The following is a 23,322-nucleotide window of genomic DNA, read 5'->3' as shown; positions in this document are numbered from 1 at the left end:
CCGTTGCCGGGCGCCTGGATTACAGTTTCTTGGCTTTCTCGATCGCTTCTTCGATGCCGCCAACCATGTAGAACGCTTGTTCTGGCAGGTGGTCGTAGTCACCGTTGAGGATGCCTTTGAAGCCAGCAATGGTGTCTTTCAGGGAAACGTATTTACCCGAGGCACCGGTGAAGACTTCAGCCACGAAGAACGGCTGCGACAAGAAACGCTGGATCTTACGAGCACGGTTTACCAACTGCTTGTCGGCTTCCGACAGCTCGTCCATACCCAGGATCGCAATGATGTCCTTCAGTTCTTTGTAACGCTGCAGCACGTACTGAACGCCGCGAGCGGTGTCGTAGTGCTCCTGGCCGATCACGTTCGGATCCAGCTGGCGCGAAGTCGAGTCGAGTGGATCGACCGCTGGGTAGATACCCAGGGAAGCGATGTCACGGGACAGAACGACGGTGGCGTCCAAGTGGGCGAAGGTGGTGGCTGGCGACGGGTCGGTCAAGTCATCCGCAGGTACGTATACCGCTTGGATCGAGGTGATCGAACCTTCCTTGGTCGAAGTGATACGTTCTTGCAGAACGCCCATCTCTTCAGCCAGGGTCGGCTGGTAACCTACTGCAGAAGGCATACGGCCCAGCAGTGCGGATACTTCAGTACCGGCCAGGGTGTAACGGTAGATGTTGTCGACGAACAACAGAACGTCGTTACCTTCGTCACGGAACTTCTCGGCCATGGTCAGGCCAGTCAGTGCTACGCGCAGACGGTTTCCCGGCGGCTCGTTCATCTGACCGTAAACCAGTGCCACTTTGTCCAGAACGTTGGAGTCCTTCATCTCGTGGTAGAAGTCGTTACCCTCACGAGTACGCTCACCCACACCTGCGAACACGGAATAACCGCTGTGCTCGATGGCGATGTTACGGATCAGTTCCATCATGTTTACGGTCTTGCCTACACCGGCACCACCGAACAGACCGACTTTACCGCCTTTGGCGAACGGGCAAACCAGGTCGATAACCTTGATGCCGGTTTCCAGCAGGTCGTTGCCGCCCGCTTGTTCTGCGAACGAAGGTGCTGCGCGGTGAATGCCCCAGCGCTCTTCGGTGGCAATCGGGCCAGCTTCGTCGATCGGGTTGCCCAGTACGTCCATGATCCGGCCCAGGGTCGCTTTACCGACCGGTACGGAGATGGCAGCGCCAGTGTCGACAACGTCCAGACCGCGCTTCAAGCCTTCGGTGGAACCCATCGCAATGGTACGAACTACGCCGTCGCCCAGCTGTTGCTGAACTTCCAGGGTAGTTTCCGCGCCTTGTACTTTCAGCGCGTTGTAGATGCTCGGTACGCTGTCGCGTGGAAATTCCACGTCGATAACGGCGCCGATGATTTGAACGATACGTCCGCTACTCATAGCTGGATCCTCTGAATATTTGAACCGTTAAACCGCGGCAGCGCCGCCGACGATTTCCGAGATCTCTTGGGTGATCGCAGCCTGACGCGCCTTGTTGTAGATCAGCTGCAAATCGCTGATCAGATCACCGGCGTTATCGGTAGCGTTTTTCATCGCGATCATCCGCGCCGCTTGTTCAGCTGCGTTGTTCTCGACCACCGCCTGGTACACCTGCGACTCCACGTAGCGCACCATCAAGCCGTCAAGCAGCTCTTTGGCGTCTGGTTCGTAGAGGTAGTCCCAGTGGTGCTTGAGTTCCTGATCCGGAGTCGCCACCAGTGGAATCAATTGCTCCACGGTTGGCTGCTGGGTCATGGTGTTGATGAACTTGTTGGATACCACGGAAAGGCGGTCAATACGGCCTTCCAGGTACGCATCCAGCATCACCTTCACACTGCCGATCAAATCATTGATCGACGGCTCTTCACCCAGATGGCTGATAGCTGCAACGACGTTACCGCCGAAGTTGCGGAAAAAGGCCGCACCCTTGCTACCCACCACACACAGATCGATCTCGACGCCGTTTTCGCGGTTTACCGCCATGTCCTTGACCAGGGCCTTGAACAGGTTGGTATTCAGACCACCGCACAAACCACGGTCACTGCTCACTACCACATAACCTGCACGCTTGACGGCGCGCTCGATCATGAACGGGTGGCGGTATTCCGGGTTGGCGTTGGCCAGATGCCCAATTACCTGGCGGATACGCTCCGCATAAGGACGGCTAGCAGCCATGCGCATTTGTGCCTTGCGCATTTTGCTGACCGCCACTTTTTCCATGGCGCTGGTAATTTTTTGCGTGCTTTTGATGCTCGCAATCTTACTGCGAATCTCTTTTGCGCCTGCCATGTAACACCTATCAGGTTAGCAAGCGGGAGCCTTGCGGCTCCCGCTGCGGCTTACCAGGTTTGGGTGGCCTTGAACTTCTCGATACCGGCTTTCATGCCAGCGTCGATATCGTCATTGAAGTCACCCTTCACGTTGATCTTCGCCATCAATTCGGCGTGATCGCGGTTGAAGTAAGCAATCAGCGCTTGTTCAAAGCTGCCGACCTTGGCGATTTCAACGTCGGTCAGGAACCCACGCTCAGCGGCATACAGCGACAACGCCATGTCAGCGATCGACATTGGGGCGTATTGCTTCTGCTTCATCAGCTCGGTAACGCGCTGACCATGCTCAAGTTGCTTACGGGTCGCTTCGTCCAGGTCAGAAGCGAACTGGGCGAATGCCGCCAGTTCACGGTACTGAGCCAGAGCGGTACGGATACCACCGGAAAGCTTCTTGATGATCTTGGTCTGAGCGGCACCACCCACACGGGATACCGAAACACCGGCGTTCACAGCAGGACGGATCCCGGAGTTGAACATGGCCGATTCCAGGAAGATCTGACCGTCAGTGATGGAAATCACGTTGGTCGGAACGAACGCGGAAACGTCGCCAGCCTGGGTTTCGATGATCGGCAGTGCGGTCAGGGAACCGGTTTTGCCGGTCACTGCGCCGTTGGTGAACTTCTCTACGTATTCTTCCGAAACGCGGGAAGCGCGCTCCAGCAGACGGGAGTGGAGATAGAACACGTCGCCTGGGTAGGCTTCACGGCCTGGTGGACGGCGCAGCAGCAGGGAAATCTGGCGGTAAGCCACTGCTTGCTTGGACAGATCGTCATAAACGATCAGCGCGTCTTCACCGCGGTCGCGGAAGAATTCACCCATGGTGCAACCGGAGTACGGTGCCAGGAATTGCAGCGCAGGAGATTCCGAAGCACTGGCAGCCACGATGATCGTGTTGGCCAGGGCGCCGTTTTCTTCCAGCTTGCGAACCACGTTGGCGATGGTCGATTGCTTCTGACCGATGGCTACGTAGACGCAGAAAATGCCGCTGTCTTTCTGGTTGATGATCGCGTCGATCGCCAGAGCGGTTTTACCGATCTGACGGTCACCGATGATCAGCTCACGCTGGCCACGGCCGACCGGGATCATGGCATCGACAGCCTTGTAGCCAGTCTGTACAGGCTGGTCTACCGACTTACGCCAGATCACGCCTGGAGCAACTTTCTCGACCGCGTCGGTCTCGGTGTTGCCCAGTGGACCTTTACCGTCAACAGGGTTACCCAGTGCGTCGACTACGCGACCCAGCAGTTCCTTACCAACCGGAACTTCCAGGATGCGGCCTGTGCACTTGGCGCTCATGCCTTCAGCCAGACTGGTGTACGCGCCCAATACAACGGCACCTACGGAGTCTTGCTCCAGGTTGAGGGCCATACCGTAGACGCCGCCCGGAAACTCGATCATCTCGCCGTACATTACGTCGGCCAGACCGTGAATCCGCACGATGCCGTCAGATACGCTGACGACAGTGCCTTCGTTACGGGCTTGGGAGGTCACATCGAGCTTGTCGATGCGGCCCTTGATAATTTCACTTATTTCGGAAGGATTGAGTTGCTGCATTGCTCTGCTGCCCCTTCAAACTCAAGATTTCAATGCTTCGGCAAGTTTCGCGATTTTGCCGCGAATCGAGCCATCGATAACCAGGTCGCCGGCACGGATAACAACACCACCAATCAGGGATGCGTCCTCCGAAGCTTGCAGGCGCACTTCCCGATTGAGTCGTGCACTGAGAACCTTGGCGAGTTTGTCTTGCTGTTCTTGGTTCAATGCGAAAGCACTGGTCACTTCAACGTCTACCGATTTCTCTGCTTCGGCCTTGTACAGGTCGAACAGAGCGGCGATCTCCGGCAATAGCGGGAGACGGTCGTTTTCGGCAATGACGTGGATGAAGTTCTGCACCTTCACATCAAACTTGTCGCCGCACACTTCAATAAAAGTGGCGGCCTTGTCTGCGCTCGTCAGGCGCGGGGCCTTGAGCACGCGCTGCATGGTGTCGTCTTGCGACACTGCTGCAGCCAGGCCGAGCATGGCTGACCAAGAGGCCAGCTGCTGGTGGGCCTGGGCGTGCTCGAAGGCTGCCTTAGCGTAAGGTCGGGCCAACGTGGTCAGTTCTGCCATGATCGCCCTCGCTTAAATTTCAGCAGCCAGTTTGTTAACCAGCTCCGCGTGCGCGTTTTGATCGATTGTGGCACCGAGGATCTTCTCAGCACCGCCGACCGCCAGAGCACCCAGTTGGGCACGCAGCGCGTCTTTGACGCCGTTCAGTTCCTGTTCGATCTCGGCATGAGCCGAAGCCTTCACACGGTCAGCTTCGACGCGGGCTTTTTCAACAGCCTCTTCGACGATCTGGTTACCGCGTTTCTTGGCTTGCTCAATGATCTCGGCTGCCTGTGCTTTAGCTTCGCGCAGTTGCTGACCCACTTTCTCGTGGGCCAACTCCAGGTCGCGAGCTGCACGGCTGGCAGCGTCCAAACCATCCGCGATCTTCTTCTGACGTTCGTGCAAAGCCGCGATGACCGGAGGCCACACGAACTTCATGCAAAACACTACAAAAATGAAGAACGCAACGGATTGGCCAATCAGGGTTGCATTAATGTTCACGCCAACACCTCGCTCATTCGTTGTCCATCACCCCAATCACTCGAAAATTCGAGTGATTAGCCAGCGAGTTGACCAACGAAGGGGTTCGCGAAGGTGAAGAACAGTGCGATACCAACGCCGATCATGGTCACGGCGTCGAGCAGGCCGGCGACGATGAACATTTTAACTTGCAGCATTGGGACCATTTCTGGCTGACGCGCTGCGCCTTCCAGGAATTTGCCGCCCAGCAGGCCGAAACCAATGGCAGTACCCAGGGCGCCCAGGCCGATCAACAGTGCAACAGCGATAGCGGTTAGACCAACTACAGTTTCCATCTTTCCTCCCGACTTTTACGTCGTATGGTTTAGGTTTTTTAGATTTTAAAGCGGTAAAACAAATCGTTTCATAGCCCTGTTGGGCCACCTTCCCGTTTGACCGGGAAGGACATCAGACTAGTCGAGACTGGTCTTAATGGTTCTCTTCGTGCGCCATCGACAGATAGACGATGGTCAGCATCATGAAGATGAAGGCCTGCAGGGTAATGATCAGGATGTGGAACACAGCCCACGCCCACTGCAGTACTACGCCCAGGCCGCTAAGCCAGAGCAGACCGCTGCCGAACATCACAGCGATCAGAATGAACACCAGCTCGCCGGCATACATGTTGCCGAACAGTCGCAGAGCCAGGGAAATCGGCTTGGCGATCAGGGTCACGAATTCCAGCAGGAAGTTCACCGGGATCAGCAGGGCTTGAACGAAGATGTTCTTGCTGCCGAACGGGTGCAGGGTCAGTTCGCCGATGAAGCCACCGATGCCCTTGACCTTGATGCTGTAGAAAATGATCAACGCGAACACCGACAGGGCCATGCCCAGGGTAGCGTTCGGGTCAGTGGTGGATACGGCACGGAATGGGATGTGCGGATCGCCGGAGATCGCCATGGCCAACTGAGGAATCCAGTCCACCGGGATCAGGTCGACGGCGTTCATCAGGAACACCCAGACGAAGATGGTCAGTGCCAACGGTGCAATCACCGGGCTACGGCCATGGAAGCTGTCTTTCACGCTGCCATCGACGAATTCGACCAATACTTCAACGAAGTTCTGCAAAGCACCTGGCTGACCGGAAGTCGCCTTCTTTGCCGCCATGCGGAAAATCAGGACGAAGATCAGACCCAATGCGACCGACCAACCCAGAGTATCCAGGTGGAAAGCCCAGAAACCCATTTCTTTGGCTTCTGCTGCGGTGTGGGCAAAGCCCCAGCCGCCATTAGGAAGCTGACCGAAGGTCAGGTTCTGCAAGTGGTGCTGGATATAGCCCGAAGCGGTTGTTTCTGCCATGGTTGCCTCAAACGCCCTAAGGTTTCGAAAGTCTTGTTTTCATTAGCAGGGGAGCGAACCAGCTGACCAGTTGGGTCAACACGAAGACGCCGAATACAGCCAGCGGCGCCAATGGCTTCACACCTGCAAAGGTCAGTGCAAACAGCACTGCCGTCAAAATCAGTTTCCCTGCTTCGCCGGCATAAAAAGACCGCACGATAGCCTGGGCTGCTCGGGCGCCGGAAAACCGAAAGGCCCTGTGAGCAAAATACATATTGGGCAGCAAGGCTATCAGGCCTCCGCAGAGTCCTGAATATCCGGCTACGACTCCATGCCAGTACCAAAGCGCCAAAGCGGCGATCAGCAAAATGACAAATTGAGCCAACAAAACCGGAAAAACAGCCAAGCGATGGAACGGCAACGTGTTTGGCGTGCGGGTTTCCATCACTCTTGCTCCTCAATGGTCGGCTGCCGGAAATCAATAACTTGGCATAATTTGTGCCGACAAAATGCGCGCAGAGTATAGGGGCGGTTCTGCCCCTATTCAACTGTCGGGTAGTGATTTCCGATCACGCGCTACATAAGCAAATGTTTCAGCGGATGTGGGCAAGGACGCCCTGAAGCTCATCGAGGGAGTTATATCCGATGACCAGTTGCCCTTTGCCCTTCTTGCCGTGGCGAATTTGCACCGCAGAGCCTAGCCGCTCGGCCAGGCGCTGCTCGAGGCGCGCGATATCCGGATCAGGTTTGGCGGTTTCAACCGGTGCAGGTTTACCGCTGAGCCACTGGCGAACCAGGGCCTCGGTCTGACGAACGGTGAGCCCTCGTGCGACAACGTGTCGCGCCCCTTCAACCTGTTGATTTTCCGGCAAACCCAGCAAAGCACGAGCGTGGCCCATTTCCAGGTCGCCATGGGACAACATGGTCTTGATGACTTCCGGCAAGGCGATCAGACGCAGCAAGTTGGAAACCGTGACACGGGATTTTCCCACCGCCTCGGCCACTTGTTGCTGGGTAAGCTGAAATTCCTGCTGCAAACGCTGCAATGCGATCGCTTCTTCGATCGGGTTGAGGTCTTCGCGCTGAATGTTTTCGATCAAGGCCATGGCGATGGCGGTTTCATCCGGCACATCGCGCACCATCGCCGGGATGGTGTCCTTGCCGGCCTGTTGGCTGGCGCGCCAGCGACGTTCACCGGCGATGATCTCAAAGCGGCCAGCGCCAATCGGGCGCACCACAATCGGTTGCATCACGCCCTGGGCCTTGATCGAGTTGGCCAGTTCTTCCAGCGCCTGGGGATCCATGTCCCGCCGTGGCTGGTATTTGCCGCGCTGGATCAAATCCAGGGGCAAGTGCTGCAGCTCGCGCTCGTCGGCCTGCACCGCTTGTTCTTCAAGCGATGTGACGGTAGGACCACTCAGCAGTGCATCCAGTCCACGTCCGAGACCTCGTTTCTTGACGGCCATGGGGATTCCTTAAGTTGGCTGGGCGGCAGCGGTGCGTGAATTGCGGCGTTGACGGCGAACCATCTCGCCGGCGAGCGCCAGGTAGGCAATGGCACCACGCGAGGACTTGTCGTACGCCAGCGCAGGCATGCCATAGCTTGGCGCTTCAGCCAGGCGGATGTTGCGTGGGATGACGGTGTCGTACAACTGGTCGCCAAAATGTTCCTTGAGCTGCGCCGACACATCGTTCATCAGGCTCAGACGCGGATCGTACATGGTCCGCAGCAGGCCTTCGACTTTCAGGTTCGGGTTGAGCAACTCGGCGATACGCTTGATGTTATCCACAAGGTCGCTCAAGCCTTCGAGGGCGAAGTACTCGCACTGCATTGGGATAATCACCCCATCAGCGGCCACCAGGGCGTTGAGCGTGAGCATCGACAGCGACGGTGGGCAGTCGATCAGAATGTAGTCGTAATTCTCTCGAATGGGCGCCAGGGCGCTACGCAGACGGCTTTCTTTCATCTGCATTTCCAGCAGCACCACTTCCGCCGCGGTCAAATCGCGGTTGGCTGGCAGCAGTTGGTAACCACCATGCTCGGAATAGTGCATGGCCTGCGCCAGGTCGCATTCGCCAATCAGCAAATCATAGACCGAGTTTTCCAGGCCGTGTTTATCCACACCGCTACCCATGGTGGCGTTGCCCTGTGGATCGAGATCGATCAACAGCACCCGACGCTTGGTGGCGACCAGGGATGCTGCGAGGTTGATACAGGTGGTGGTCTTACCCACGCCACCTTTCTGGTTCGCAATCGCGAATACCTTAGCCATTCTTGCTTGTGTTCCCAATCATGCCGTGCGGCGCAGTATCAGCAGATGGCGTTGGCCTTGGCAACCGGGTACGGCCAAGGCGTGTTCGCTATCGAGGTGGAAGTCTGCCGGCAATGCTAACAGCTCGTCGCTTGGATGGACGCCCTTCATTGCCAACCAGCGGGTGTCACGGTCGCCGAGATGGCGGGTCCAGTTGCTGAAATTCTCCATGCTGCTGAACGCCCGGGACACAATGCCGTTGAAAGGCTGTTCAGGCGTGAAGGCCTCCACGCGGCTGTGGATAACCTGCAGGTTATCCAGCTTGAGTTCGAGTTTGACCTGGGTCAGGAAGCGGGTTTTCTTGCCGTTGCTGTCCAGGCAGGTCACTTGAGACTCGGGAAACAGGATCGCCAATGGAATGCCAGGCATCCCGCCGCCACTGCCGACGTCGAGCCAGCGGCCGTTTTCGATGAACGGCATCACGCTGAGGCTGTCGAGCAGATGCCGTGACACCATCTCATCTGGATCACGCACAGCGGTGAGGTTGTAAGCCTTGTTCCATTTGATCAACAGGGCCAGATAGCTCAGCAATAACTCTTGCTGGGCTTCGGTGAGGGCCACACCCAACTGGCGCGCTCCTGTGGATAACTCTTCGGCGTGTTGCGAGGTGACCAACGAACTCAAGCGCTTTGCTCCAACTGACGGCCCGCGCCGCGTTTTTTCAAATGAATCATCAACAGCGAAATGGCTGCAGGAGTGACGCCTGGAATGCGTGAAGCCTGGCCAAGTGTTTCCGGCCGAGTTATCCCCAGCTTGCTTTGGATTTCTTTCGACAGCCCGGAAATCCCGGTGTAGTCGATATCCACAGGCAGCTTGGTATCTTCACTGGCGCGCAGGCGAGCGATTTCGTCCTGCTGGCGATCAATGTAACCGGCGTACTTGGTCTTGATCTCGACCTGTTCGGCAACCTGTGGATCTTCCGCGCCCTGGCCTGTTACTTCGACCAAGCCAGCGTAGTCGATTTCCGGACGGGACAGCAGGTTCAGCAGGTTGTACTCATGGGTCAGAGGCGTGCCGAATTTTTCCGCAATCGCATCGCCTTGTTCGGTGCCCGGGCGAACCCAGGTACTTTTCAGGCGTTGCTCTTCAAGCGCAATGCTTTCACGTTTTTTGCAGAAGGCAGCCCAGCGCGCGTCATCGACCAGGCCCAGCTCGCGACCTTTTTCAGTCAGGCGTAGATCGGCGTTGTCTTCGCGCAGGATCAGACGGTATTCCGCGCGGGAAGTGAACATGCGGTACGGTTCCTGGGTGCCCAGGGTGATCAGGTCATCGACCAATACGCCGATGTACGCTTCATCACGACGCGGGCACCAGCTGTCTTTGCCTTGTGCACGCAATGCCGCGTTGGTTCCGGCCAGCAAACCTTGGGCGCCGGCTTCTTCGTAACCGGTGGTCCCGTTGATTTGGCCAGCAAAGAACAAACCGCCGATTACCTTGGTTTCCAGGCTGTATTTCAGATCACGCGGGTCGAAGTAGTCGTACTCGATGGCGTAGCCGGGACGCACGATGTGCGCATTTTCCATACCACGAATCGATTGCACGATCTGGATCTGCACGTCGAACGGCAGCGAGGTGGAAATCCCGTTGGGATACAGCTCGTGAGTGGTCAAGCCTTCGGGTTCGATAAAGACCTGGTGGCTTTCCTTGTCGGCAAAGCGGTGGATCTTGTCTTCGATCGACGGGCAATACCGCGGGCCAATGCCTTCGATTACCCCGGAATACATCGGCGAACGATCAAGGTTCGCGGCAATGATTTCGTGGGTACGGGCGTTGGTGTGGGTAATCCAGCAACTGACCTGTTTGGGGTGCTGCTCTTTGGAACCCATGAACGACATCACCGGGATCGGCGTATCGCCGGCTTGCTCGGTCATCACCGAGAAATCCACAGAGCGCCCGTCAATGCGTGGCGGGGTACCGGTTTTCAAGCGGCCGACGCGCAGCGGCAGTTCACGCAGACGTTTTGCCAGGGCAATCGACGGCGGATCACCGGCGCGACCACCGGAATAATTTTGCATACCAATGTGGATAAGTCCGCCGAGGAACGTCCCTGTGGTCAGTACTACCGAGTCTGCGTGAAAACGCAGACCCATTTGCGTAACGACGCCGCGTACCTGGTCTTGCTCGACGATCAGGTCATCGGCAGCCTGCTGAAATATCCACAGGTTCGGCTGGTTTTCCAGGGTTTCGCGCACCGCTGCCTTGTACAGGATGCGGTCGGCCTGGGCTCGGGTAGCCCTTACGGCCGGGCCTTTACGGCTGTTTAGCACGCGAAATTGAATACCACCTTTGTCGGTGGCCATCGCCATTACACCGCCAAGGGCATCGATTTCCTTGACCAGATGGCTTTTGCCAATCCCGCCAATAGCGGGGTTGCAACTCATGGCACCGAGGGTTTCCACGTTGTGCGTAAGCAACAGGGTTTTTACGCCCATGCGTGCTGACGCCAGTGCTGCCTCGGTACCGGCATGACCGCCGCCGATGACGATCACTTCAAAACGGGAAGGGAAATCCACCACGCACCTCGTGCCTGCTTATGTAGGTAATCAGGAATTGTCTGTTGAAAGAGTTTTGGAGCTATGGCGGCAAGTATAGGGACTTCGCCCTTCCTAAAGAACCCTTTGCACAAAATTTAACCAGCTGTGGATGAATCACAGACAATAGAAATTAAAAGAGAGAAATTTATTAAATCTTTGTTTTTATGTTTATTTCTACTGAGCAACGTTTCTGTGGATATATCTCTACAGCCCTTTATATTCAATGTGTACAGCGATTCAAAAGTCTGTGGTCATGTGCCAATGAGGCCCTTGGATAAGTGCTTTAAGCCTGTGGATTAAAGTGATGGTTATCCACAGACGGGTTTTTACTCAGGTTTCAAGCCCTGTTATCAACTGGGCACAGGTGCGGTTACTCACAGGGTTTAATCCACAGAAAAGTACCAGCCGAGGCGAATAGCGCGCACGGAAAAACACCGATTGCTCGGCGAGTCAGTCAAAAAATGATTGGGTTGCCCTGAAACGGGCTGAACAGACAGGCGCGAATGGCCTGTCTGTGGACAACGAAGGTCTATTTACCGATGCAGAAGCTGGAGAAGATCCTGCCCAGCAAATCGTCCGAGCTGAACGCGCCGGTAATTTCTCCCAGCAGTTGCTGTGCTTGACGTAAATCTTCAGCCAGCAGCTCCCCAGCACCCGCCAAGGTCAGCTGCGCCCGGCCGTGCTCCAAGGCGGCACTGGCATGGCGCAGTGCCTCAAGATGCCTGCGACGTGCACTGAAGCTGCTTTCCGAGGTCTGTTCATAGCCCATGCAGGCCTTGAGATGCTCACGCAGCAATTCCAGGCCGTCACCTGCCGCTTTGGCGCTCAGGCTGATAGTGACATGGCCATCCTCACTGGTTTGCAGGGCAATCGCTTCACCCGTCAGGTCGGCCTTGTTACGAATCAAGGTGACTTTGGCCGGGTCAGGCCGTTGCTCAAGGAATTCTGGCCACAGCGCAAAAGGATCCACAGCTTCCGGTGCCGTGGCATCGACAACCAACAACACACGATCGGCTTCCCCGATAGCCTTGAGCGCGCGTTCCACACCAATTTTTTCCACCTGGTCGTCGGTGTCGCGCAGCCCGGCGGTGTCGACGACGTGAAGCGGCATGCCGTCGATGTGGATATGTTCGCGCAAGATATCCCGGGTAGTGCCGGCAATCTCGGTGACGATCGCCGCCTCGCGCCCTGCCAGGGCGTTGAGCAGGCTGGATTTTCCGGCATTGGGCCGGCCGGCAATCACTACGGTCATGCCATCGCGTAGCAACGCGCCCTGCCCGGCTTCACGCAGGACTGTGGATAATTCCTCACGGACCTTATCCAACATCGCCAGCACATGGCCATCCGCGAGGAAGTCGATTTCTTCTTCGGGAAAATCGATCGCCGCTTCAACGTAGATACGCAGGCTGATCAATTGCTCGGTCAAGTTATGCACACGCAGGGAAAAAGCCCCCTGCAATGAGCGCAAAGCGTTACGCGCAGCCTGTGCAGAACTGGCTTCGATCAAATCCGCAATCGCTTCGGCTTGAGCCAAATCTAGCTTGTCGTTCAGAAATGCCCGTTCACTGAATTCCCCTGGCCGTGCCAGGCGGCAACCCAGTTGCAAACAACGCTGCAGGAGCATATCCAGGACCACAGGACCACCGTGCCCCTGTAATTCCAGGACATCTTCACCGGTGAAAGAGTTTGGTCCCGGAAAATAGATCGCCAAACCCTCGTCCAATACGCTTTGGTCGGCATCCAGAAACTGGCCGTAATGGGCATAACGGGGTTTCAGCTCTCGGCCACTGATTGCCTTGGCCGCAACGCCCGCCAAGGGCCCGGAAATTCGAACGATACCGACTCCGCCTCGGCCCTGAGCGGTGGCGACAGCAGCGATGGTTTCACGAGGAGCGCTCATCAGCAGGTTCCAGAACAAAAGTGACGGAAAGCAAAACGCCCCACTAGGGGGCGTCTTGAGTGGTTATCCACAGAGTAAATTACGCCTCGGCTTTTTTGGTAGCCGCTTCGATCTTACGTGTGATGTACCACTGTTGAGAGATCGACAACACGTTGTTGACCACCCAGTACAGTACCAAGCCAGCAGGGAACCACAGGAAGAAGAAGGTGAAGATGATTGGCATCATTTTCATTACCTTGGCCTGCATCGGATCCGGCGGGGTTGGGTTCAGACGCTGCTGGATAAACATGGTCGCGCCCATGATGATCGGCAGGATAAAGAACGGGTCCTTGATCGACAGGTCAGTTATCCACAGCATGAACGGCGCTTGGCGCATTTCCACGCTTTCCAGCAGTACCCAGTACAGCGACAGGAACACCGGCATCTGTACCAGAATAGGCAAGCATCCACCCAGCGGGTTGATCTTCTCTTTCTTGTACAGCTCCATCATGGCCTGCGACATTTTCTGCCGGTCATCGCCATGTTGTTCTTTCAGTGCCGCCAGTTTCGGGGCAACAGCACGCATACGCGCCATCGACTTGTAGCTGGCTGCCGACAGTGGGAAGAAGATCCCCTTGATCAGCATGGTCAGGAAGATGATCGACCAGCCCCAGTTACCGACGATGCTGTGGATATGTTGCAACAGCCAGAAGATCGGCTGGGCAATGAACCACAGGAAGCCGTAATCCACAGTCAGTTCCAGACCTGGGGACAACTCTTTCAATACGGCCTGGCTTTTAGGGCCGGCGTACAGCGTAGCGCTGGTTTCAGCCTTGGCACCTGGAGCGACGGTCAACGCCGGGCCAGTGAAGCCAATGATGTAGTTGCCCTGGCTGTCCTTGCGGGTTTGAACCAGGTTCGCGTCGCCCTTGTTCGGAATCCAGGCGGTTACGAAGTAGTGCTGCAGCCACGCTACCCAGCCACCCTGGACGGTTTCTTTCAGCGTGCCCTTGTCGATATCTTTCATCGACACTTTTTTGTACGGCTCGTTACTTGTCCACAGGGCGGCGCCCAGGTAAGTCGCGGTGCCGGTGGCGGTGCTGGAAGACGGATCGGAGCTGGCGTCACGCTTGAGCTGGGCAAACAGGTTGCCGCTCCAGGCTTTGTCGCTGGTGTTGTCGATCAGGTAAGTGACCTTCAAATCGTACAAACCACGGGTAAAGCTGAAACGCTTGATGTAGTTGACGCCGTCGAGGCTGAATTTCAGGTCGACGTTCAACTGGTTCTGGCCGTCTGCCAGTTGATAAGTCTTTTGCTCGGTCGAATAAACCGGACGACCGGTAGCACGTGCATCCGGACCATTGGTGCCGGTCAGGCCGCTTTGCGCCAGATAAGTACGTTCACCGCCGTTATCGAACAGCTGGAACGGAACATCCGGATGATCCTGGCGACGTGGATAAAGCGGCAGCTTCAGCTGTGCGATATCACCACCTTGTGGGTCGATAGCCAGGTCGAGCACATCCGTTTTCACGTGGATGAGGTCTTTGTTGGTGACCACTGGCGTTTCTAACGGGGCACTTGTCTCGCCATTCGCGCTGGGAACATCGGCACTCGCGGACGCATTGTTACCCAGCGGGGTGTCCGGAATAGCCGGCGCAGCCTGATTGGTAGCAACATTCTGAGTCGGCAGGGCAGCCTGGCCGTAGTCCTGGTTCCATTTAAGGACCATGACATAGGACACGATTGCCAGGGCGACGATCAGGATTGTGCGTTTAATATCCATGATTACTCGGCCATCGAAGAAGAACGGGAGGTAGGGATAGGTGGAACCGGGTCATAACCACCGGGATTCCACGGATGACAGCGACCTAAACGACGAAAGGTCAGCCAGCCACCGCGCAGAAGACCATGATTTTCTATGGCCTCTAACGCGTAGCAGGAACAACTGGGGTAGAAACGACAGTGGCTGGCCATCAGAGGACTAATGGCATAGCGATAAAACTGGATCGGAACGATTGCCAGTTTACGCATCAAGGCTGTCTACCCCTACAGTTTCGGTGCTGACTGCTGGTGCTGGCTTGTGGGTACGAGCCAAACGTTTCCAGAGCTTGCCGAAATGCTGAATCAATTCGGGGTTTTCTACATCACCCAAGCCTTTGCGCGCGACGATAACAATATCCCAACCAACCAGAGTGTCCTGGTGGAGGCGAAACGATTCGCGCATCAGACGCTTGAGGCGATTGCGCTCAACGGAGAGCTTGACGCTCTTCTTGCCAATCACCAGCCCGAGACGGGGGTGATCAAGATCGTTGTTACGCGCAAGGAGCAGGAGATTTTTCCCCGGAACCTTGCCGGTGGGGGAGTCAAAGACTGCCTTGAAATGCCGGGGGGTAAGCAGACGCTTTTCCCGACTGAAGTCCTGACTCACCACCAGTACCGGATTATCAAACTGCCAGACGCGCACGACCTTTGGCGCGGCGACGCGACAGGACAGCACGGCCGTTCTTGGTAGCCATGCGAGCACGGAAGCCGTGAGTACGGGCGCGTTTGATGGTGCTTGGTTGGAAAGTACGTTTCATGGCGTTGTTACCTGGTTCGTCCACAACGGGCCGGAATGGCCCCCGTTTTAAGAGACCGGCGATTCTAGAGAAAGCAAGCCTCTAGGTCAATTTCCAACCAGCTTTTCCTTCAATTAGATCTTTGTTGCCTTCCGAGCCGTTCTGCTTTCATCCGCCATGCCATAGATATAAAAATAAAGAAGGAAGTTATTTAAAGCTTTTCTGTAAAGCTTATAAAAGCTAGCCAGGCGATCATCTGTGGATAACTGCCTTTAGCCCTTATTCTGCGTGCTGTACAGAGAATGACAACACGGGGGAGAAGCAGTGCTCTGCCTGTGCTGCGCTATCGGATAAGCTGTGCGTGGAATGGGTTGTTATCCACAGGCCAGTTACCCACAGACTTTTGCCCCCACTTGTGCAACGAGCTCAGGGTGGCTTATCCACAGAGCTTATGCACAGACCATTGGTCGCCTTTTCTGCGGTTAACACATTGATTTTGGGTGCCCTGTGAGCAACCTACATGTGGATAAGTGGGCGGCTGGTCGCTACAATGGCGGCTGTTTTTGCCTCACCGGCTTTCAACTTAGGGGATATCCGTGTCAGTGGAACTTTGGCAGCAGTGCGTGGAGCTTTTGCGCGATGAGCTGCCTGCCCAGCAATTCAACACCTGGATCCGTCCGCTACAGGTCGAAGCCGAAGGCGACGAGTTGCGTGTCTACGCACCCAATCGTTTTGTTCTCGACTGGGTCAATGAGAAGTACCTGAGCCGCGTTCTCGAATTGCTCGACGAACATGGCAATGGCCTCGCGCCCGTGCTCTCCTTATTAATAGGCAGCAAACGTAGCTCGGCACCCCGTGCTGCGCCGAACGCGCCTTTGGCTGCAGCGGCATCGCAAGCTCAGGCGGCAGCGGCACCGGTTGCTGCTTCTGCTGCGCCTGCTGCAACGCCGTCCAAATCCTCTGCGCAAAAAAATGCGCCGGAGCATGAAGAACCGTCTCGCGACAGCTTCGATCCGATGGCAGGCGCCAGCTCCCAGCAGGCTCCCGTTCGTGCCGAACAGCGCACTGTGCAGGTTGAGGGTGGGCTCAAGCACACCAGTTATCTGAACCGCACCTTCACCTTCGAGAACTTCGTCGAGGGCAAGTCCAACCAGCTGGCCCGTGCAGCTGCCTGGCAAGTCGCCGATAACCCCAAGCACGGTTACAACCCGCTCTTCCTTTATGGCGGCGTTGGCTTGGGTAAGACGCACTTGATGCACGCCGTGGGTAACCACCTATTAAAGAAGAACCCGAACGCCAAGGTTGTGTACCTGCATTCGGAGCGCTTCGTGGCTGACATGGTCAAGGCCTTGCAGCTCAATGCGATCAACGAGTTCAAGCGTTTCTACCGCTCCGTTGATGCTTTGCTGATCGATGACATTCAATTCTTTGCTCGCAAGGAACGTTCCCAGGAAGAGTTTTTCCACACCTTCAACGCCTTGCTCGAAGGTGGCCAGCAGGTCATCTTGACCAGTGACCGTTACCCGAAAGAAATTGAAGGCTTGGAAGAGCGCCTGAAGTCGCGTTTCGGCTGGGGCCTGACCGTTGCGGTAGAACCGCCGGAGCTGGAAACCCGGGTCGCGATCCTGATGAAGAAGGCCGATCAGGCAAAGGTTGATCTGCCTCACGACGCTGCCTTCTTTATTGCCCAACGCATTCGCTCCAACGTGCGTGAGCTGGAGGGCGCGCTCAAGCGGGTCATCGCTCACTCGCACTTCATGGGCCGTGATATCACCATCGAGTTGATTCGCGAATCCCTGAAAGACTTGTTGGCCCTGCAGGACAAGTTGGTGAGTGTGGATAACATCCAGCGCACCGTGGCCGAGTACTACAAGATCAAGATTTCCGACCTGCTTTCCAAGCGCCGTTCGCGCTCGGTTGCACGCCCGCGTCAGGTGGCCATGGCTCTCTCCAAGGAGCTGACCAACCACAGCCTGCCGGAAATCGGCGATGTGTTTGGCGGTCGCGACCACACCACGGTCTTGCACGCCTGCCGCAAAATCAACGAACTTAAGGAATCCGACGCGGATATTCGCGAGGACTACAAGAACCTGCTGCGTACACTGACTACGTGATGACACCAGCGCAGCTTATTAAGGCAAGGGACTAGACCATGCATTTCACCATTCAACGCGAAGCCCTGTTGAAACCCCTGCAACTGGTCGCAGGCGTCGTCGAGCGCCGACAGACCTTGCCGGTGCTTTCCAACGTATTACTGGTGGTCGAAGGCCAGCAGTTGTCCTTGACCGGTACCGACCTGGAAGTCGAGCTGGTTGGTCGTGTGCAGCTTGAAGAGCCCGCCGAACCCGGCGAAATCACTGTTCCGGCGCGCAAGCTGATGGACATCTGCAAAAGCCTGCCCAACGATGCGCTGATTGACATCAAGGTCGATGAGCAAAAATTGGTGGTCAAGGCTGGCCGTAGCCGGTTCACTCTGTCGACCTTGCCGGCCAATGACTTCCCTACCGTGGAAGAAGGGCCAGGCTCGCTGACGTGCAGCCTGGAGCAAAGCAAGCTGCGCCGCTTGATCGAGCGCACCAGCTTCGCCATGGCCCAGCAGGACGTGCGCTACTACCTTAACGGCATGTTGCTGGAAGTATCCGAAGGCATCATTCGTGCGGTTGCCACTGACGGTCACCGTCTGGCGATGTGCTCGATGCGTGCCGATATCGGCCAGCCTGATCGTCACCAGGTGATCGTCCCCCGCAAAGGTATCCTTGAGTTGGCGCGCTTGCTCACCGAGCCGGACGGCAATGTCAGCATCGTGTTGGGTCAGCACCATATCCGCGCGACCACTGGTGAGTTCACCTTCACCTCCAAATTGGTTGACGGCAAGTTCCCGGATTACGAGCGTGTGTTGCCTAAAGGTGGCGACAAGCTGGTGATTGGCGATCGCCAGGCCTTGCGTGAAGCGTTCAGTCGTACTGCGATTCTGTCGAACGAAAAGTACCGTGGTATTCGCCTGCAATTGGCCAACGGCCAATTGAAAATCCAGGCCAACAACCCGGAGCAGGAAGAGGCAGAAGAAGAAGTGGGCGTCGACTACAACGGCGGCTCTCTGGAAATCGGCTTTAACGTGAGCTACCTGTTGGACGTGTTGGGCGTCATGACTACCGAACAGGTTCGCCTGATCCTGTCGGACTCCAACAGCAGCGCCCTGGTGCAAGAATCCGATAACGACGACTCGGCTTATGTTGTCATGCCGATGCGCCTGTAATCATGCTCAGCAGAAGCTAGATGTCCCTTAGTCGCGTCTCTGTCACCGCGGTGCGCAATCTGCACCCGGTGACCTTCTCCCCTTCCCCCCGCATCAATATCCTCCATGGCGCCAACGGCAGTGGCAAAACCAGTGTGCTGGAAGCTATCCACTTGCTGGGGCTGGCTCGGTCCTTTCGCAGTGCCCGCCTGTTGCCGGTGATTCAGTACGAACAGTTGGCGTGTACAGTGTTTGGCCAAGTCGAGTTGGCGGAAGGTGGTCAAAGCGCACTGGGGATATCCCGCGATCGCGGCGGGGAATTTCAGATTCGTATCGACGGGCAAAATGCGCGCAGTGCCGCACAACTTGCAGAAATTCTGCCGTTGCAGTTGATCAACCCCGACAGCTTCCGTCTGTTGGAAGGTGCACCGAAAATCCGCCGCCAATTCCTCGATTGGGGTGTGTTCCACGTGGAACCCCGCTTCATGGCCACTTGGCAGCGCCTGCAGAAGGCCCTGCGGCAGCGGAACTCATGGCTGCGGCATGGTACACTTGACGCCGCTTCGCAAGCAGCCTGGGACCGAGAGCTGTGCCTGGCCAGCGACGAAATAGATGAATACCGTCGTGCCTATATCAAAGCCTTGAAACCAGTCTTTGAGCAGACCTTGAGCGAGTTGCTGGATCTCGAGGGGCTGACGCTGAGTTACTACCGAGGTTGGGACAAAGACCGTGAGCTCAGTGCTGTGCTTGCGACGTCCCTGCAGCGGGATCAGCAAATCGGACACACCCAGGCCGGCCCCCAACGCGCTGATTTGCGCCTTAGATTAGGTGCACATAATGCTGCGGATATTTTGTCCCGCGGCCAGCAGAAGTTGGTGGTGTGTGCGCTGCGTATTGCGCAAGGGCACTTGGTTAGCCAGGCCAGGCGCGGTCAGTGTATTTATCTGGTGGATGACTTGCCGTCGGAGCTCGACGAACAGCACCGCCGTTCGCTATGCCGCTTGTTGGAAGACTTACGCTGCCAGGTATTCATTACCTGTGTAGACCACGAATTATTGAGGGAAGGCTGGCAGACGGAAACGCCAGTCGCTTTGTTCCACGTGGAACAAGGCCGTATCACCCAGACCCACGACCATCGGGAGTGAAGGCATGAGCGAAGAAAACACGTACGACTCGACCAGCATTAAAGTGCTGAAAGGTTTGGATGCCGTACGCAAACGTCCCGGTATGTACATTGGCGACACCGATGATGGTAGCGGTCTGCACCACATGGTGTTCGAGGTGGTCGATAACTCCATCGACGAAGCTCTGGCCGGTCACTGCGACGACATCAGCATTATCATCCACCCGGATGAGTCCATTACCGTGCGTGACAACGGTCGCGGCATCCCGGTAGACGTGCACAAAGAAGAAGGCGTTTCGGCGGCAGAGGTCATCATGACCGTGCTCCACGCCGGCGGTAAGTTCGACGACAACTCCTATAAAGTATCCGGCGGTTTGCACGGTGTAGGTGTGTCGGTAGTGAACGCTCTGTCCGAAGAGTTGATTCTCACCGTTCGCCGTAGCGGCAAGATCTGGGAACAAACTTACGTCCACGGTGTGCCACAGGAACCGATGAAAATCGTTGGTGACAGTGAAACCACCGGTACCCAGATCCACTTCAAGCCGTCGGCTGAGACCTTCAAGAACATCCACTTCAGCTGGGACATCCTGGCCAAGCGGATTCGTGAACTGTCCTTCCTCAACTCCGGTGTCGGCATCGTCCTCAAGGATGAGCGCAGCGGCAAGGAAGAGTTGTTCAAGTACGAAGGCGGCCTGCGTGCTTTTGTTGAATACCTGAACACCAACAAGACTGCGGTCAACCAGGTGTTCCACTTCAATATCCAACGTGAAGACGGCATCGGCGTGGAAATCGCCCTGCAGTGGAACGACAGCTTCAACGAGAACCTGTTGTGCTTCACCAACAACATTCCCCAGCGCGATGGCGGTACTCACTTGGTGGGTTTCCGTTCTGCGTTGACGCGTAACCTGAACACCTACATTGAAGCGGAAGGTTTGGCGAAGAAGCATAAAGTCGCCACCACCGGTGACGATGCCCGTGAAGGCCTGACGGCGATTATCTCGGTCAAGGTTCCGGATCCGAAGTTCAGCTCTCAGACCAAAGACAAGCTGGTGTCTTCCGAAGTGAAGACCGCGGTTGAACAGGAAATGGGCAAGTACTTCTCCGACTTCCTGTTGGAAAACCCCAACGAGGCCAAGCTGGTTGTCGGCAAGATGATCGATGCTGCCCGCGCCCGTGAAGCCGCGCGTAAAGCCCGTGAGATGACCCGTCGTAAAGGCGCGCTGGATATTGCCGGCTTGCCTGGCAAACTGGCTGACTGCCAGGAGAAGGACCCTGCCCTCTCCGAACTGTACCTGGTGGAAGGTGACTCTGCTGGCGGTTCCGCCAAGCAGGGTCGTAACCGTCGCACCCAGGCCATCCTGCCGTTGAAGGGCAAGATCCTCAACGTTGAGAAGGCGCGCTTCGACAAGATGATTTCCTCTCAGGAAGTCGGCACCTTGATCACTGCACTCGGCTGCGGTATTGGCCGTGATGAGTACAACATCGATAAGCTGCGTTACCACAACATCATCATCATGACCGATGCTGACGTCGACGGTTCGCACATTCGTACCCTGCTGCTGACGTTCTTCTTCCGTCAGCTGCCAGAGCTGATCGAGCGTGGCTACATCTACATTGCCCAGCCGCCGTTGTACAAGGTGAAAAAAGGCAAGCAAGAGCAATACATCAAAGACGACGACGCCATGGAAGAGTACATGACGCAGTCGGCCCTGGAAGATGCCAGCCTGCACCTGAACGACGAAGCCCCGGGCATCTCCGGCGAGGCGCTGGAGCGTCTGGTCAACGACTTCCGTATGGTCATGAAGACGCTCAAGCGTTTGTCGCGCCTGTATCCTCAGGAGCTGACCGAGCACTTCATCTACCTGCCGGCCGTGAGCCTGGAGCAGTTGGGCGATCACGCCGCCATGCAGGATTGGCTGGCCCAGTACGAAGTGCGTCTGCGTACCGTCGAGAAGTCTGGCCTGGTGTACAAAGCCAGCCTGCGCGAAGACCGCGAACGTAACGTGTGGCTGCCGGAGGTCGAACTGATCTCCCACGGTTTGTCGAACTACGTCACCTTCAACCGCGACTTCTTCGGCAGCAACGATTACAAAACGGTCGTCACCCTCGGCGCGCAACTGAGCACCCTGCTGGACGATGGTGCCTACATTCAGCGTGGCGAGCGCAAGAAAGCGGTCAAAGAGTTCAAGGAAGCCCTGGACTGGCTGATGGCTGAAAGCACCAAGCGCCATACCATCCAGCGATACAAAGGTCTTGGCGAGATGAACCCGGACCAGCTGTGGGAAACCACCATGGACCCGGCTCAGCGTCGTATGTTGCGTGTGACTATCGAAGACGCCATTGGCGCAGACCAGATCTTCAACACCCTGATGGGTGATGCGGTCGAGCCTCGTCGTGACTTCATCGAGAGCAACGCCTTGGCGGTGTCTAACCTGGATTTCTGATCAGGTAAACCTGCTTGAACAAAAAGGCCAGCGCTTAGCGTTGGCCTTTTTTATTGGGTGATGGTTAAGCGTTTTAAAATGCTCCACGTGGAACATCAAGATTTCAACTTTGCGCCGTAGTAGCCACACTCTCCAAACGATACCCATATCCATAGATCGTCAACAGCTGCCAGCCGCGATCCGCCGTCAGCCCGAGCTTGTTACGCAGACGGTAGATATGAGTATCCAAAGGCCGTGACGAGACCATTTCCTCATGGCTCCAAAACCGCTCATACAGGTACTCGCGAGACAGCGGCCGGGCCAGGTTGGCAAATAGGCAACTGGCCAGGCGGTATTCCCGTTCTGTCAGGTTAATGGGTTTGCCGGCGCGGGTGACGGTCAGTTCGGCATCGTCGAACGTTAGGTCATTAAAGCTCTGCACTTCCTGGGTAGCCGACTTCTGCAGGCCGTGACGTCGCAGGACGGCGCTGACGCGTGCTTTGAGCTCGTTGGGGCGAAAGGGTTTGCTGACGTAATCATCTGCGCCGCTGTTCAGTGCGGTGACGATATCGCTTTCGGCATCGCGACTGGTGAGCATGATTACCGCGGGGGGCGATTCCATGTGTTCGCGGGTCCAGCGCAACAAGGCAATGCCCGAGATATCCGGCAGTTGCCAATCCAGGATCAGCAGGTCAAAGGTTTCCCGCCGCAGTTGGCGCAGCAGGTCTTCGCCGCGCTCAAAGAAATGCAGCGACCATGGCTGTTCCGCAGTGCTGGGAATCTGTCGCAGTGTCTGTTCCACCCGTCGCAACTCGGCGGGCTCGTCATCCAGTATTGCGACTCGCATGGGGGTCCTTCCTACAAAAAATACGACTGCTTTAATGAGAGGCGACTGTGCAAAGCCAGCCTCTGAATCTGAACAATTATGGGCGGATTCTACGATCCTTGTATCTCTCGATACGCTGATAAGATCCCGTGATGCTCAGAGCAAAGATACCGGCTCCTGTCTGTGAGGAAAAGGACTCGCTCATACCCCTGCCCT

22 protein-coding genes are annotated in these 23,322 nt (G+C 56.4%); 4 read left to right on the top strand and 18 right to left on the bottom strand.

Annotation, left to right across the window (positions count from 1 at the left end):
* Positions 1-19: 19 nt before the first annotated feature.
* The 17 genes from atpD to rpmH all read right to left on the bottom strand — a co-directional run bounded on the left by atpD (position 20) and on the right by rpmH (position 15,520).
* Entirely contained in the window at positions 20-1,396 is a 1,377-nt protein-coding gene (gene atpD / locus QMK52_RS07210) for a F0F1 ATP synthase subunit beta (RefSeq protein WP_003195827.1), read from the bottom strand.
* 27 nt (positions 1,397-1,423) lie between these two features.
* Complete coding sequence (atpG, locus tag QMK52_RS07205; RefSeq protein ID WP_005792602.1) at positions 1,424-2,284, bottom strand: F0F1 ATP synthase subunit gamma; 861 nt, start codon at positions 2,282-2,284, stop codon at positions 1,424-1,426.
* 50 nt (positions 2,285-2,334) lie between these two features.
* Complete coding sequence (atpA, locus tag QMK52_RS07200; RefSeq protein WP_003195831.1) at positions 2,335-3,879, bottom strand: F0F1 ATP synthase subunit alpha; 1,545 nt, start codon at positions 3,877-3,879, stop codon at positions 2,335-2,337.
* Between the two features lie 21 nt (positions 3,880-3,900).
* The gene (locus tag QMK52_RS07195) at positions 3,901-4,437 is read right to left on the bottom strand and encodes a F0F1 ATP synthase subunit delta (protein ID WP_003195833.1); all 537 of its coding nucleotides are present in this window, start codon (positions 4,435-4,437) and stop codon (positions 3,901-3,903) included.
* 12 nt (positions 4,438-4,449) lie between these two features.
* Complete coding sequence (locus QMK52_RS07190) at positions 4,450-4,920, bottom strand: F0F1 ATP synthase subunit B (protein WP_003195835.1); 471 nt, start codon at positions 4,918-4,920, stop codon at positions 4,450-4,452.
* A 56-nt stretch (positions 4,921-4,976) separates the two neighbouring features.
* Complete coding sequence (atpE, locus tag QMK52_RS07185; protein ID WP_002555987.1) at positions 4,977-5,234, bottom strand: F0F1 ATP synthase subunit C; 258 nt, start codon at positions 5,232-5,234, stop codon at positions 4,977-4,979.
* 133 nt (positions 5,235-5,367) lie between these two features.
* The gene (gene atpB / locus QMK52_RS07180) at positions 5,368-6,237 is read right to left on the bottom strand and encodes a F0F1 ATP synthase subunit A (RefSeq protein ID WP_003195886.1); all 870 of its coding nucleotides are present in this window, start codon (positions 6,235-6,237) and stop codon (positions 5,368-5,370) included.
* Positions 6,238-6,253: 16 nt separating this feature from the next.
* Positions 6,254-6,661 (bottom strand): F0F1 ATP synthase subunit I, encoded by a 408-nt coding sequence (locus QMK52_RS07175; protein ID WP_010565865.1) that lies wholly within the window; start codon positions 6,659-6,661, stop codon positions 6,254-6,256.
* Positions 6,662-6,809: 148 nt separating this feature from the next.
* Positions 6,810-7,682, bottom strand: a complete 873-nt coding sequence (locus QMK52_RS07170; protein ID WP_005792604.1) for a ParB/RepB/Spo0J family partition protein — start codon at positions 7,680-7,682, stop codon at positions 6,810-6,812.
* Between the two features lie 9 nt (positions 7,683-7,691).
* On the bottom strand, positions 7,692-8,489 hold the full coding sequence (locus QMK52_RS07165; protein ID WP_005792605.1) for a ParA family protein: 798 nt from the start codon (positions 8,487-8,489) through the stop codon (positions 7,692-7,694).
* An 18-nt stretch (positions 8,490-8,507) separates the two neighbouring features.
* Positions 8,508-9,152 (bottom strand): 16S rRNA (guanine(527)-N(7))-methyltransferase RsmG, encoded by a 645-nt coding sequence (gene rsmG / locus QMK52_RS07160; RefSeq protein WP_005792606.1) that lies wholly within the window; start codon positions 9,150-9,152, stop codon positions 8,508-8,510.
* Complete coding sequence (gene mnmG / locus QMK52_RS07155) at positions 9,149-11,041, bottom strand: tRNA uridine-5-carboxymethylaminomethyl(34) synthesis enzyme MnmG (RefSeq protein ID WP_005792607.1); 1,893 nt, start codon at positions 11,039-11,041, stop codon at positions 9,149-9,151. Before mnmG ends, rsmG begins: the two co-directional genes overlap by 4 nt.
* Before the next feature lie 550 nt (positions 11,042-11,591).
* Entirely contained in the window at positions 11,592-12,962 is a 1,371-nt protein-coding gene (gene mnmE / locus QMK52_RS07150) for a tRNA uridine-5-carboxymethylaminomethyl(34) synthesis GTPase MnmE (protein ID WP_005792608.1), read from the bottom strand.
* Positions 12,963-13,041: 79 nt separating this feature from the next.
* The gene (yidC, locus tag QMK52_RS07145) at positions 13,042-14,724 is read right to left on the bottom strand and encodes a membrane protein insertase YidC (RefSeq protein ID WP_005792609.1); all 1,683 of its coding nucleotides are present in this window, start codon (positions 14,722-14,724) and stop codon (positions 13,042-13,044) included.
* 2 nt (positions 14,725-14,726) lie between these two features.
* Positions 14,727-14,972, bottom strand: a complete 246-nt coding sequence (gene yidD / locus QMK52_RS07140) for a membrane protein insertion efficiency factor YidD (protein ID WP_019816912.1) — start codon at positions 14,970-14,972, stop codon at positions 14,727-14,729.
* The gene (gene rnpA / locus QMK52_RS07135; protein WP_020302575.1) at positions 14,965-15,372 is read right to left on the bottom strand and encodes a ribonuclease P protein component; all 408 of its coding nucleotides are present in this window, start codon (positions 15,370-15,372) and stop codon (positions 14,965-14,967) included. Before rnpA ends, yidD begins: the two co-directional genes overlap by 8 nt.
* Positions 15,373-15,385: 13 nt before the next feature.
* On the bottom strand, positions 15,386-15,520 hold the full coding sequence (gene rpmH / locus QMK52_RS07130) for a 50S ribosomal protein L34 (RefSeq protein WP_003213577.1): 135 nt from the start codon (positions 15,518-15,520) through the stop codon (positions 15,386-15,388).
* A gap of 575 nt (positions 15,521-16,095) precedes the next feature.
* Between rpmH and dnaA the strand changes: the two genes are divergently transcribed.
* From dnaA to gyrB, 4 genes are read left to right on the top strand one after another with little or no spacing between them, the layout of a single operon-like run.
* The gene (gene dnaA / locus QMK52_RS07125) at positions 16,096-17,613 is read left to right on the top strand and encodes a chromosomal replication initiator protein DnaA (RefSeq protein WP_005783344.1); all 1,518 of its coding nucleotides are present in this window, start codon (positions 16,096-16,098) and stop codon (positions 17,611-17,613) included.
* Positions 17,614-17,651: 38 nt separating this feature from the next.
* Positions 17,652-18,755 carry a DNA polymerase III subunit beta gene (gene dnaN, locus QMK52_RS07120; protein ID WP_005783345.1) on the top strand — a complete coding sequence of 368 codons (1,104 nt, stop codon included), beginning with the start codon at positions 17,652-17,654 and terminating at the stop codon, positions 18,753-18,755.
* Between the two features lie 20 nt (positions 18,756-18,775).
* On the top strand, positions 18,776-19,879 hold the full coding sequence (recF, locus tag QMK52_RS07115) for a DNA replication/repair protein RecF (protein ID WP_032878606.1): 1,104 nt from the start codon (positions 18,776-18,778) through the stop codon (positions 19,877-19,879).
* A gap of 4 nt (positions 19,880-19,883) precedes the next feature.
* Positions 19,884-22,301 carry a DNA topoisomerase (ATP-hydrolyzing) subunit B gene (gene gyrB / locus QMK52_RS07110; protein ID WP_005783347.1) on the top strand — a complete coding sequence of 806 codons (2,418 nt, stop codon included), beginning with the start codon at positions 19,884-19,886 and terminating at the stop codon, positions 22,299-22,301.
* 103 nt (positions 22,302-22,404) lie between these two features.
* Here gyrB and QMK52_RS07105 read toward each other — a convergent pair whose 3' ends face one another.
* Positions 22,405-23,127, bottom strand: a complete 723-nt coding sequence (locus tag QMK52_RS07105; protein ID WP_005783372.1) for a response regulator transcription factor — start codon at positions 23,125-23,127, stop codon at positions 22,405-22,407.
* Positions 23,128-23,322: the final 195 nt, after the last annotated feature.

This window comes from Pseudomonas sp. P9_2 (assembly GCF_034008255.1).
Lineage (GTDB): Bacteria > Pseudomonadota > Gammaproteobacteria > Pseudomonadales > Pseudomonadaceae > Aquipseudomonas > Aquipseudomonas synxantha_A.
This window is presented reverse-complemented; position numbering and strand designations above follow the sequence as displayed.